7 protein-coding genes and 5 tRNA genes are annotated in these 13,006 nt (G+C 53.5%); 7 read left to right on the top strand and 5 right to left on the bottom strand.

Annotated features, from left to right (window positions below):
* Nucleotides 1-212 precede the first annotated feature (212 nt).
* From JYB63_RS10445 to JYB63_RS10415, 7 genes are all read left to right on the top strand, one after another.
* Nucleotides 213-1,475, top strand: a complete 1,263-nt coding sequence (locus JYB63_RS10445; RefSeq protein ID WP_205657819.1) for a DUF1835 domain-containing protein — start codon at nt 213-215, stop codon at nt 1,473-1,475.
* 124 nt (nt 1,476-1,599) lie between these two features.
* A tRNA-Met gene (locus JYB63_RS10440) sits at nt 1,600-1,676 on the top strand.
* Between the two features lie 17 nt (nt 1,677-1,693).
* Nucleotides 1,694-1,768, top strand: a tRNA-Gln gene (locus JYB63_RS10435).
* A 28-nt stretch (nt 1,769-1,796) separates the two neighbouring features.
* Nucleotides 1,797-1,873 (top strand) — tRNA-Met (locus tag JYB63_RS10430).
* 12 nt (nt 1,874-1,885) lie between these two features.
* A tRNA-Gln gene (locus tag JYB63_RS10425) sits at nt 1,886-1,960 on the top strand.
* A 101-nt stretch (nt 1,961-2,061) separates the two neighbouring features.
* A tRNA-Gln gene (locus tag JYB63_RS10420) sits at nt 2,062-2,136 on the top strand.
* 502 nt (nt 2,137-2,638) lie between these two features.
* Nucleotides 2,639-4,759 carry an EAL domain-containing protein gene (locus JYB63_RS10415; RefSeq protein WP_205657818.1) on the top strand — a complete coding sequence of 707 codons (2,121 nt, stop codon included), beginning with the start codon at nt 2,639-2,641 and terminating at the stop codon, nt 4,757-4,759.
* A gap of 71 nt (nt 4,760-4,830) precedes the next feature.
* Here the strand turns inward: JYB63_RS10415 and serB are convergent, their stop codons facing one another.
* The 5 genes from serB to JYB63_RS10390 form a co-directional block, all read right to left on the bottom strand.
* Nucleotides 4,831-6,099 carry a phosphoserine phosphatase SerB gene (serB, locus tag JYB63_RS10410; protein ID WP_205658354.1) on the bottom strand — a complete coding sequence of 423 codons (1,269 nt, stop codon included), beginning with the start codon at nt 6,097-6,099 and terminating at the stop codon, nt 4,831-4,833.
* A 126-nt stretch (nt 6,100-6,225) separates the two neighbouring features.
* Nucleotides 6,226-6,990 carry an efflux RND transporter periplasmic adaptor subunit gene (locus JYB63_RS10405; RefSeq protein ID WP_205657817.1) on the bottom strand — a complete coding sequence of 255 codons (765 nt, stop codon included), beginning with the start codon at nt 6,988-6,990 and terminating at the stop codon, nt 6,226-6,228.
* Between the two features lie 4 nt (nt 6,991-6,994).
* Nucleotides 6,995-8,998 carry a preprotein translocase subunit SecA gene (locus tag JYB63_RS10400; RefSeq protein ID WP_205657816.1) on the bottom strand — a complete coding sequence of 668 codons (2,004 nt, stop codon included), beginning with the start codon at nt 8,996-8,998 and terminating at the stop codon, nt 6,995-6,997.
* The gene (locus JYB63_RS10395; RefSeq protein WP_205657815.1) at nt 8,991-11,132 is read right to left on the bottom strand and encodes a PqqD family peptide modification chaperone; all 2,142 of its coding nucleotides are present in this window, start codon (nt 11,130-11,132) and stop codon (nt 8,991-8,993) included. The genes JYB63_RS10400 and JYB63_RS10395 overlap by 8 nt, the downstream gene beginning before the upstream one ends.
* 11 nt (nt 11,133-11,143) lie before the next feature.
* Nucleotides 11,144-12,988, bottom strand: coding sequence for a GAF domain-containing protein (locus JYB63_RS10390; RefSeq protein ID WP_205657814.1), 1,845 nt, complete (start codon nt 12,986-12,988; stop codon nt 11,144-11,146).
* Nucleotides 12,989-13,006: the final 18 nt, after the last annotated feature.

Here is a 13,006-nt window from a genome sequence, read left to right as displayed (position 1 = left end):
TCCGCGCACTCAGTGCCCGGAGCCTTTTTTTCACCTGTCCGTTACCACTACTTGCTTTCCGGCCACTGGCCCATTAGATTACAGCCATGCCTGATGGCATCCATGTTCGCGGAAAGGGCTGCGCCCAGACTTCACAATTGAATTAATGATCCGAGATCAGCTTTGATCCACCTGTCATGCGGACGCAGGAATAATGCTATTTCGGAGATTTTATGTCAGATCAGAACACCCGGACACTCAACCCGCCGAATGCTCCCCGTGATATTTTTCACGGCAAGCTCAACCTTGAGCAACAAAAGAAGCGCGCTAAAGAACTGTTCAAACAAATTCAGTCAGAAGAGCCAGGCGCACTGCAACGCTTTAAGGTTCACCCCCGATACAACGCACTTAACGGCCACATACAGCTAAGCCATTGTCAGTTAGTAATCGCCCGGGAAAACGGCTTTGACAGCTGGCCCGCCATGAAAGCCCATATCGACAACCTTAAACTGGAACCCCGTACACCGGACACACCAGACACCCTGCACATCCGCTGCGGTCACGATATCGAACACGGTCTGAAACTGGCAGGCTTCTGCGGTGAATATCTGGCCTTCACCGATCCCTTTTGTCAGGGGCCGGTTCAAGACTTGCCTCTGGATCAGCTTATAGCCCTGCGCAGTCAATTTGTCGCTGAAGCCTATTCACTCGACCTCACTGATGCAGCCGCTCAGGCTAACGCCGCTTACGCCCCGTTACGTGCCTTTCAGACCTCATCTGACACTCAGACATGGCAAAAAATCGTACTCTGGTTTGAACACGACAGCTACGACCAGCTCATTCTGGCTTTTTTACTGAGTTACTTTTACCGCCATGCGCCGAATGCACCACTGGAGCTGATCTGTGTTGACCGGGTTCCCGGCGTAAAAGATTTCATTGGTCTGGGCCAGCTGTCTCCTGAACTGTTCCGCTACCTGTGGGATAACCAGCGCACATCGGTCAGCAACGCCCAGCTACAGCTGGGAGAGAACGTCTGGCTGGCACTCTGTACAGAAACGCCCGAAGCCCTGACTAACCTGATCAGTACAGGGACACCGGCACTGCCACTTATGGCCCGGGCCCTGCAACGGCATCTGGCAGAGTTACCGGACCCGCAAACAGGTTTGAGCCTGACTGCCAGCCTCGCTCTGCAACTTCTCAGTGAAGCAGGCCCCCTGACAGCAGGCAAGCTGTTTGGCCGTTACATGCGTGAAAGAGACCCCCTGCCATGGCTCGGCGACCTGATGTTCTGGTCCATTATCCGGGAGCTGATAAACGCTTCAGAACCGCTTATCCAAATCGAGTCTGATCATGCTGAATGGCCCTTAAAGGAACTCTCAATTACCTCTGCGGGCAAACAAGTACTGAAGGGGCAACTGAATGCACTTACACTGATAAAACATCCCCGCTGGGTAGGTGGAATCCGCATCCCCGCCGCAAGCAAAAAGTCCTCCTGAGCCTGATCGGAAACCACGAATTGGCAGCACGAATTTTTCTCATAGAAATTCGTGCTTTTTGCCCTCTAATCAGTTGACAGACATATGAAAAAAGAGAATAATTCGCGACCTCGATAAGTGCTAAGGCAATATAGCTCAGCTGGTTAGAGCATCGCATTCATAATGCGAGGGTCGCAGGTTCGAGTCCCGCTATTGCCACCATGCCCCTATCGTTCTGCTGGGATATCGCCAAGCGGTAAGGCAACGGGTTTTGATCCCGTCATGCGGAGGTTCGAATCCTCCTATCCCAGCCATTCTTTAAGTGGCAACACTTTCTGAATTGGCAATATAGCTCAGTTGGTTAGAGCATCGCATTCATAATGCGAGGGTCGCAGGTTCGAGTCCCGCTATTGCCACCATGTTTATGTAGTTGGGATATCGCCAAGCGGTAAGGCAACGGGTTTTGATCCCGTCATGCGGAGGTTCGAATCCTCCTATCCCAGCCATAAACCTGTTTATGTAAAGGCAACGGGTTTTGATCCACTCCCATCTCACGGCGGAGATTCAAATCCTCCTATACCAGGCATAAACAGAATCCTCCCAGTGTTGGGATATCGCCAAGCGGTAAGGCAACGGGTTTTGATCCCGTCATGCGGAGGTTCGAATCCTCCTATCCCAGCCATCTCTCTCTTTTTACAAACAAATCGGTTTTGATCACTCCCGTTACAGTGACGGAAGCTCTCTCACGTCCGAACACACAACTACTTCCCCTTTTAAAGCACATTTCAGCTTCCGGTTATTTCAGTTACGCCGTCTACAGTTAAAACCCAACTTTATATCCGGATACGAAGCCAGTGGTTTTTCTGTCACAAAGAAGTCATATTCAAACAAATTCAGGGGATTTTTCGGGCTTCAAACAGAATTTTTTTCATCTGTAATGCCTGTCCTTCCGGTTCTGTTAATCAGCCATTCAAACGTGCCTGTTCATTATTACGCCTGCGTATACAGGTACCCGCCTTTCGTTTTGCCAAACAGCTCTGTTGTCTGAATAAGAAAACACCATGGATTTCGGTTATTAAACAGAAAAGCCACTGACAGGCCAAACCAAACGGGCTACACTTGCCTGATAAGAAGATAAAAAACAACAGAAAACCCACTTAAAAACGTAATACTGTGCCCAAAATATGAAAATTGAAAGCAGCCTACCGGAAGCTACAATTCGCCTTGCCATGAACGGCGACCGGCAACGACTACAGCAAAACGTTTATATTTTATTTGTCGGCCTGAGTGAGCAGGAAGTGTCACCTATTCTGGCGATACTTAAACAGGTCAGGCTGATCCCCCGCAGTAAAAATATTCATAACCCCCGCCAGTTTGCCCGCGCCCTTAGCGAACGCTCGTGGGACCTGATCATCAGCCAGCAGAAAGCCAAAGACATCAGCGCCAAACATGTTCAGCAGATGGTCCAGCGCCTGGATAAAGACATTCCAATCATCCAGTTAGTGACGAACAATACCCGCCAGGCCAATATCCTGGGGATTCGTGACGGCATGGCCGCAGTTGCTTCCCTGGCAGAAACAGAACTGCTGCTGTTACAGATCCATCAGCAGCTCAGGCACCTGGACAGCCGTAAGCAGGTCAGACAACTGGAAGCCCTGCTCGCAGAAGCCGAAAAAAATAACCAGAAGCTGGCGGAGAATTCCCGCTCAGCAATCGTTTACCTGAATCTGGTCATGGCGCCGATTTTCAGCAACGATGCCTGCCATGAACTGCTGGCCATCGACAGCGCGAATATTCTTCAGCGCCATGGCCTGCTGAGTTTCATCGCCCCGGATCATCATAATGAGTTCAATAACCTGTTATCCGGCCTGCAGCACCGGGCCGGTGAAGGTGACTCTATTGAACTGACCGCCCGTCGCAGCGATGGCACACAGTTCAAAACCCTGCTGGAAGTAAAACACAGCCGTTTCGAGAATCAGGATTGCATACAGCTGGTCTTTAAACCGGATGGATACGGTGAAACCGAAGCGCCGGAAAATATAGATACAGCCACCCGTCTGCGGGATAAGCACTTCCTGCTTGATAAGCTCGAGATGACCGCCCAGAGAGCCCTTCTGGGGGGCGCTGATGCCAACCTGCTGTACATTCGTCTGGATAACTTCCATGAGCTTCAGGAAGCTTTACAGCAGGGCTCAGACATCATGATGGCGGAACTGGCTACCCTGTTCCGAGACAAGGTAAGCCAGGCCCATACCTGTGCCCGTCTGGAAAAAGACGTCTTTGCCATTCTTTATCAGGACGCCAACCTGGATAAAACCATGCGGATTGCTGAACTGATCCGTAAAGCCATCATGAAAGAAGGCAAGAATATCGCCGGTACCGGACTGAATATTCAGTGCAGCATCGGTATCGCCGGCATCAACGATAACGCACCCCATTATCTGGAACTGATTGACCGGGCAGAAGAAGCCGCAAACGCAGCACTGGATGCCAATAAAAACGGCATCAGTTTTTATCAGGCCCCAGCCAAAGCAACAGAAGACCAGACTGACGAAGCGGTCGACCTGATCCGCGATGCCATGGTTGAAGACAGCTTCAGCCTGCACTTTCAGCCGATTGTGTCTCTGCGGGCCAATAAAGGCATCTGTAACTATGAAGTTCTGCTGCGCCTGCAGGACGAAGATAACGCAGATGCCATCTCCCCAAGCGACTTTATCGCCGGCCTGGATAGCTCCACAACCAGCGTAAGAATCGATAAATGGGTTATCGAACACAGCCTCCGGAAAATCCGGGACGGCCTGAGTAACGAGCTTTCAGTCCGGCTGTTTATCAATTTGACGCTGAGCAGCCTGCAGTCACAACAGATGTTCAACTGGTTCCGGCAAACCCTGGCTGAAGCCAAAGTACCGGCCAAACTGATTTGTCTGCAGGTCAGTGAAGCAGACATTCAGGCCAATCAGGCTGCCGCGACCAAGTTTATCAACGGTGTCCGCAAGATTGGCTGCAAAATCTGTATCAAACATTTCGGACTGTCCGAAGCCTCCGAACAACTGTGCGATAAGAATAAACCTGATCTGGTAAAACTGGATCAGACATATCTGAACGATATCGATCTGGATGGTAAAACAAACCCTGCTTTCACCGACCGGATAAAACAGCTCAACAAAGATAAAATCGCCTGTATAGCTCCCATGGTGGAGGATACCCGCATGCTCAGCCGTCTCTGGCAAGCAGGTGTTCCCTTTATTCAGGGCTACTACCTGCAGCCACCCAAGCCGGAAATGGAATACGACTTCTTTGACTGAGTGAATATCACACAAATAAAAAAGGCTGATTGCATCACAATCAGCCTTTTTTTATTTACCGTAAAGTCTGTTCAGTCAGACGTCTGTCTTTCCTGCAGGGTATCCCGGTCACGGAACCCGATCAGATACAGAATGCCATCCAGCCCCAGTGTGGAAATCGCCTGCTTGGCACTCTGACGGACCAGAGGCTTCGCCCGGAAGGCTATGCCCAGTCCTGCAATTGACAGCATCGGCAAGTCATTGGCACCGTCACCCACCGCAATGGTTTGCTCCAGGCTCACACCTTCACTTGCTGCAATTTCCCGCAATAACTGTGCTTTGCGCTGGCCATCAACCACAGTGCCCACAACATTACCGGTCACTTTACCGTCAACAATTTCCAGCTCGTTAGCATGCACATAATCAAAGCCCATCTTCTGTTGCAGGAAACGGCCAAAATAATTAAACCCGCCGGAGAGAATGGCTGTTTTAAAGCCCAGCGCTTTCAGATTGGCCACCAGCTCTTCAACCCCTTCGGTCAGAGGTAAGCGGGCTGCAACCCGTTCCAGCACAGACTCGTCCAGACCTTTTAGCAATGCCATCCGGCGGGCAAAGCTTTCAGTAAAGTCTATTTCACCACGCATGGCTGATTCAGTGATCGCCGCGACCTGCTCCCCGACTCCGGCTTCTATCGCCAGTTCATCGATAACTTCAGCTTCAATCAGGGTAGAGTCCATATCAAACACCACCAGACGGCGGTTACGGCGGTAGATATCATCTTTCTGAATGGCGATATCGATATCCATTTCCTTTGCCAGCCCCAGAAACGCAGTACGCAGCGCTTCGGTATCCGCTGGCATTCCCCGTACGGAAAACTCCACACAGGCACGGGTTTTCTCTGCCGGATCGGCATCCAGCGCCACCCGTCCGGATAACCGGCTTATGTTATCAATATTCAGACCGTGATCAGCCGCCACCCGGGACAGCTCAGCAATGTGCTCTGCGCTGATTTTGCGCGCCAGCAAAGTAATGATGTGCCGACTCTTACCCTGCTCTTCCACCCACTGGGAATAGGCACTTTCATCCACCGGATCAAAGCTAACCTGAACACCCAGCTCATGGGCTTTAAACAATATATCCCGCAATAACGGTGACGATTCCGCACCGGCCGGCACGCCAATCAGTATTCCCAGCGACAAAGAATCATGAATCACAGCCTGGCCAATATCCAGAATATCCACCGCGTAGCCGGCGAGCATCGCAGTAATGGAAGAAGTTACACCGGGCTTATCAACCCCGGTTATTTTCAGCAACAGAATTTCACTGGCAGACTTGGTGTTCACGGTTTTCTCACTTCTCATCAGACGGCCGGGCACGGCCAGAGGTATTTCAGCGGCTGGGGCATACTTCATCAGCATCACTGTAAGAGGACGCGATTATAACAGATGTCGCTTTTAAGATAATAGCAGTCGCATTAAACCGTAAAATCAGCTGTTATCCGCCAATGCATCCGCGCCGAACTCAACCCGGCAACGTACACCGGCGGCCAGTACCTGATCACTGTTATCCAGCTCAACGGTCACCGCAAAAGTATTACTGGCAGCATCAATCACCGGGTCCAGAATTTTCACTTCACCGGGGAAGGCACCGTCCTTGCCGTCAGCGAACAGGGTAACCGGCATACCACGGGTTACCTGACCGTAATACCGTGCATCAATAACCACTTCAGCATGTAAAGGATTCAGACTGACCACTTTCAGAAACGGCGTATCGTCAACAAATTCACCGGGCTCTTTTAACCGTTCAACAACCACACCGGCAAACGGGCTGCGGGTTTCACGCTGCTTTAACCGCACCTGGGCTTCTTTCGCCAAAAACTGAGCCAGACGCTGCTCAGTCAGCATTTCATCCTGCTCATGATCAGAAATCAGATTCTTACGGTACAGCTCTTCGTTACGTTTCACCTTACGGCGGGCAAAGTCCAGCTTGGCCCGGGCCGTATCCAGCGCGGCTTTTTCAACCGATGAATTCAGCGTCATCAGTACCTGACCTTTCTCCACCACGTCACCGCGCTGTACTTTCAGCTGGCGCATCACGCCGGGCACTTCACTGCTCAGTTCAGCTTCCTTACTGGGTTCAAGCAGACAACTGAGTTGCCCCTGATTCAGAGCATCAGGCTCAGCCTGCACACCGGCAGCCAGCCCCAGCGCTGCCAGTAATATTGCACTTTGTAAGAAGTAACCTTTACCCATGTGTTTAAACCCGTTGATTGGTAAATGAAAGAAGCTCCCGCTGCTGTTCGTCATTTTGCAGCAGTGTCTTACGTAACTGTTCATGATCCTTTTCGAGCCGCCGCTGGCAGTACCGGATAATGGCCAGGGCCAACTTATTCTTCAGCCATCCGGGCAGCGGCAACCGCTGTACATAACCGGACACCGTACCCCAGCGGCTGCTCAGCACACTGTCTTCCAGTGACAGCATAAACTCGTAACTGCCCTGATCTCCCTGACGGGCACAGCGGCCCCGCAGCTGACGGTCCACCCGGGAAGAATCATGCAGCCCGGTGATAATAACATGCAGCCCGCCCTGTGCCTCGACCGTATCACTGAGTTTAATATCCGTGCCCCGGCCCGCCATGCTGGTTGCAATGGTGATTCTTCCGGGCTCGCCAGCGGCCGCAACAATGGCTGCTTCTGCGGCATCCTGCCGGGCATTCAGTAACTGATGTTCTATACCCCCGGCATGTAATTGCTCACTGAGATATTCAGATGCCGCCAGCGACTGGGTACCAATCAGTACCGGACGCCCTTTCGCCTGTAACTCAACAGCCCGCTCCGCCACCGCCTGCCATTTCAAATCATCACTGGCATACACCCGCTGGCTCAATAACTTCCGCCGGGAGTTTTTATGGGTAGGTATGTTCACCACCGGCAGCGCATATACCCGCCAAAGTTCTCCGGTCACTTCTTCTGCGGTACCGGTCATGCCGGACAAATGATGATAATGCCGGAAAAAATTCTGAAAGCTGATACTCGCCAGTGTCTCCCGGGGGGCGCTTAGCTCACAGCCTTCCTTTATCTCGATCAACTGATGCAGCCCTTTTTCCCAGGTTCTGTCGGGCATCATCCGGCCGGTATGTTCATCAATGATGACCACCTTACCTTCATCAATCAGATAATGGCGGTCTTTCTCAAACAGATGCAAAGCCGTCAGCGACTGCCGCAACAATTCAAGCCGCCGTACCCGCCCCTGCCACAGGGGGCCGAGATTGCGGGTTATATACAGCGCCTGCTGCTCACCGTCCGGAGTCATTTCTATCTGACGCTGCTGACGCAGAATCCGGTAATCCTTGCCTTCTTCCAGCTCAGGTAACAGCGCCATGGCCTGCATATACACCTGTTGCTGGGCGTCCTGCGGTACTTCTTCGCCGGAAATAATCAGCGGTGTGCGGGCCTCATCCAGCAGTACACCGTCAGCCTCATCTACCACCGCAAAATGCAGCCCCCGCAGCATCAGTTGCTGTAGCGACGCCTGTTCTGCCGCCCGGTAACCGGGCTGTAAGCGCAGGGCATGTAAATGCAGCGGATGGGCTCTGCCTTTCAGCAGGATACTGTCTTTCAGATAATCAAAAGCCAGTTCATTATTGGTGCAGTACACCACATCACAGGAATACTGTTGCTGACGTTCTTCAACGGACAGCCCCTGAACAATCACGCCGACACTCAGCCCCAGCCGGGCATACACAGGGGTCATCAGTTCCGCATCCCGGGCGGTCAGATAATCATTCACCGTCACCAGATGCACCGGTATACCTGCCAGCCCTGCCGCGGCCACCGGCAGGGTTGCCGTCAGGGTTTTACCTTCCCCGGTCTGCATCTGGCCAATGTTACCGTGCAGAATCGCCAGCCCGCCCAGCAGCTGAACATCGAAGTGCCACATGCCCAGTTCACGTCCGGCGACTTCGCGAATCAGTGCAAAGCTGTGTACCACACCGGTTCCGGTGAGCCCGTCACGCCGTAACGTCTGGCGCAGTTCAGCGATGTAATCATCAAGCTGCCTGTCAGACATTTCAGCAAGATGCCGGGCGCGTTTTTTTATCCGCCATAACAGCGGTTTATACAACCAGCGAGACGCCCGGACAGGCCGGCTGACAAAGGCTGTCAGCCCACGCCACCAGCGCACCATCAGCTGTTGGCGCTGCAAGTCTTTTTGCGGCCGCTCCAGGGTATTCGCGGGTAAACGTCTGGGACGCTTATACATCAAACTGCCTCAGGAATACCCGGCGGATGTCCCGGTACCAGCGCCAGAACACAGGTTCAGGGTCATGCTCAAAGAGCACATACACCCGCTCATCAAAGCGCTGCTTCAGGGCACCTGGAACATCCAGCTCAATGCGAAAATAACTCTGATAGCTTTGCAGCTCCGCTGTGCGTTGCGGGTCGAGCACGATTTGCCCGCCACCTTCAGTGCTCAGCACCGCACTGGGAAGCTGTTGAGTGGAAGCCGGCACCTGCCGCAGGATCTGCCCCCGATAAAGGGTATCCGGATGCGACACAAAGCGCAGCTCCACCCCGCGGGTCTGATGCCGGACCCGGTCAATATCATCTTCTGAGATCATCACCGTCAGGGGCAGGTTCTGATAGTCCACCACGAAGCCAATCATCTCGCCCCGCTGTACAAAGCGCCCTTCAATCCCCTGGATATCCGGTACCACAAACTCACCGGCAAGATTACTGTATACCCGCAGGGACGCCAGACGCTCCCGGGCCCGCTCAAACTCCTGCTCGATAAAACGCAGTTCCTGCAACAGAATTTCTGATCCGCTTCGGTCACGGACACTGGCCTGATAACGGATACGCGCCTCATTCACCTGAGCAGCCAACACTTTAGCCTCAGCCGCCAGATCAGGAGCCCGCATCGTCAGTAACAACTCGTCCGCGGCAACCTGCTGGCCTGAAGGCACTGCCAGCTGTTCTACAAACCCCGACACCGAGGCCCGGACAAATGCTTCCTGGGGGACATACAAAATCCCCTGAGCGTGGGTTTTATAAGGTAGCGGCACGGCCAGCAACATCACCAGCAACGTCCCGATAACCGCTCCTGAGATGGTGACAATCCGGGCACGCCGGCGGCGCAACTGAGGATCAGACATAGGCTTGGTTACCAACTTTGTTATAGGCAGAAATAAACTTGTCCACACCGACCAGATCGCCAGCAGCACACCAATGAAAAAATACTGTGAGGCAACAAACACCGATATTGCCACCATCACAAACAGACGGTAGATATACGCAGCAACGGCATAGCCGGCCAGCCAGGCTGACTCAGAAGCACTCTGCGCCGCCGACTTCAGACCGTTCACCGCGAACAGGTAGCGCTTGACCAGATAGCCCACCTGAGTATTTCCCCGGCTGGCCAGATTAGGGATTTCCAGATAATCCGCCAGCACGTAATAAGCATCAAACCGCAGCAGAGGGTTACCGTTAAACAGCAGGGTTGAAAAGCCGCCGATCAGCATCACGTTAAAGGCCATGGCCCGCACCACGCCGGGCTCTGCGGTTACCCAGATAATCATGGCAATGGCCGACATCAGCAATTCACCGAGAATCCCCACGCCCCCCACCAGCATGCGCTGATACTTATTCCTGAAAGAGGAAGCAGCCGAGGCATCCACATAAGGCACGGGGAAAAGCACCAGCAACATAACCCCCATCTCATGGACTTCACCGCCCCAGCGCTTCACCGCATAGGCATGGCCAAGTTCATGGACCAGCTTCACTAATGGATACACCAGCGCCATCAGCAACAGGTTTTCCAGTGCCAGCAGGCGGTCACTGAGGTTTTCCGTCAGCGCTTCCCAGTTAAGTACCGCCAGCGCGCCCCCTAAAGCAACAATAATCAGCCAGAGCAATGCCCCGAAACCGGTATACATAAAGCGCACCAGCGGCAGAGTCGCGGTCAGAAACTTCTCCGGATCCAGCATGGGTATGCGGATACTCAGTGGCGACTTCAGCTGCTGCATAAACTTACTGCGCACCTGCTCCTGCCGCCGGCGCTGCAGCTGCTCGATATCCGGCAGGGCATCGGTCTGAATAACATTGGCTTTATTCAGCTGCGCAACCAGCTGGATCACTTCGTCCTGGGTGGGTAAATCATCCCCCAGACGTTCACAGGCGGCATCCCAGATCTGCTGCAGGGTTCGCCGGCCATCCATCAGACCGATTAACTGGTATGCCTGTGGCGTAAAACGCTGAAACTGGCCGGTGGCATGGTCCTGTAATACATACCAGATCCTATCCCGGTAAACATGCCGGTGAATGCTGGCATGTTTACGTAACCGTACCCGTAAATAGGCCACCTTGTACCATGAGCTGCTGAACAGCGAGGCTGACATCCGCGATTACCTCAGCCCCACCAGGCCCACAGCCGCAAACGCAGCCATTCAAGGGTTTCCCGGGACCAGATATCAATCAGCTTACGCTCATCAATACTGATTTTAGCGATGCCTTCCATGCCCGGCTGTAACTGATCAGCACCGGAGAGTAACTCCCCTTCCACAATGAAATACGTGGCACCGTCCCGCGCTTCGGTCAGCGGGGTAATCTTACTCAGGGTAAACTCAAACGGCGTTTCCGGTAGGGCCGAAAGGTGCAGGGTGCCACTCTGTTCCAATGCCACGTCGGCAATCCGGCTTTCTTTCACCAGCATATGAATGCGGTAACGGTGTAAAGGTGATACCGCAAGGAGTTCCTCCCCCTTACTTACCGCACTGCCCAGCCGCTGACTCAGGTCTCCGCTGACCACCAGACCGTCAAACGGTGCCGTCAGTTGCGCCCGCGCAAGCTGGCCGGTCACCAGTTCCAGTTGAGCATCCACCTGACTTTGCTGGGCGCTGATAATATTGATCTTGGCCCGGTCACGTACCGACAGCGCTTCCTGATACTGGCGATTCAGCTTGGCTTTTTCGCTCAGCCACTTAAGCCGCTCAAGGCGCAGGTCCCGGTCATCAAGGTGAATCAGAACCTGACCGGCTTCAACCTCATCACCGGCCCGGGCCGTCGCTGACTCAATGTAGCCATCATAGGGAGCCACCACCGCCCGCTGAATAGCACTGTTAATCCGTGCTTCTGCAGATAACCGGTAAGGCCCGGTCGCCGTATACAGAAACGCAGTCAGCGCCAGTAAACCAAGCACAATTAACTTACGGCCCAGATACCCAGCCCCCAGTAACCGGCTTAGCTGAAGGCCTGCAGAATCGGCACACTTGCGCCATAACGGCCGGTCATTTAAACGTTTATCTTCCAGTGCCGGCATCACCAGGCTGGCAATGCTCTGGCACAGTTCTGCCTGTTCATCCGTAAAAGGAACATCCGGGTTGCCTTCCAGCACCAGCGCCCCGTGAGCTTCACCGTGAAGATAAAGCGGAATCGACAGCACACAGGCATCCCCCTGCTGCTCCGAGAGATTACGGTGTGCCAGCACCACTTCACCGGCCGTCGCATCCGGCTGAGGGAAACGGATACTCTGGCCCTGATCCAGGGATTCATCCATCACCTGTTCAATACAGCGCACCAGGTTCATACGCTTACCAAACTGAGTGCTGTGGGATAAGTGCTTCAGGCGGGAACGGTTATGTTTGTACTCACCCAGGCTCACCCGGTCACAGTTAAACAGTACCGCCAGTTCGGTTACCAACCGCACCGCCGCACTGGGATAATCCGGCTCAGCCATCACCCGCGCAAGAATATCCACCCGTTCAGCAATGCCGTGCTGATCCTGGCTGAGCTGCTGCAACCGGTGCTGATAATCCACCACTTCAATCCCGGCCACACTCCACTGCAATACCGCCAGAGCCCGGTGCAGATCCTGTTCACGGCTGACCCCTACGGCCATCGCAATCAGTGCAATCATCTCGCTGTTGGTATCCCGTAACGGATATACCAGGGCAAATACTTCACCCTGCTCGCTGCTGCCCAGGCTGGCAACCTGAGGCTGGTCACTGTCAACCTGCTCCAGCGCAATGTCCATCAGCTGATAAAAATACTGTGAGGTGTTTTCCAGGGTGGCGGCCTGCACCAGCGTGCCTTCAACCGGTACCAGAATCAGCGCAGACAGCAGACCATCAATCAGATGATCCTGACCGGCCAGCCAGTCGCCGTAATATTCTTCCTGTACTGTATTAATCTGGCCCTGCCCGGCAACGCCGGCGGTCAGTGGATGTGATTCAGTCGGACTGATCTGTTCATTCATAAAGACAGTATTACTCTG

The organism is Aliamphritea spongicola (assembly GCF_017051665.1).
Lineage (GTDB): Bacteria > Pseudomonadota > Gammaproteobacteria > Pseudomonadales > Balneatricaceae > Amphritea > Amphritea spongicola.
Note: the sequence above shows the minus strand (reverse complement) of the source record. Positions and strands in the feature narration are given on the sequence as shown.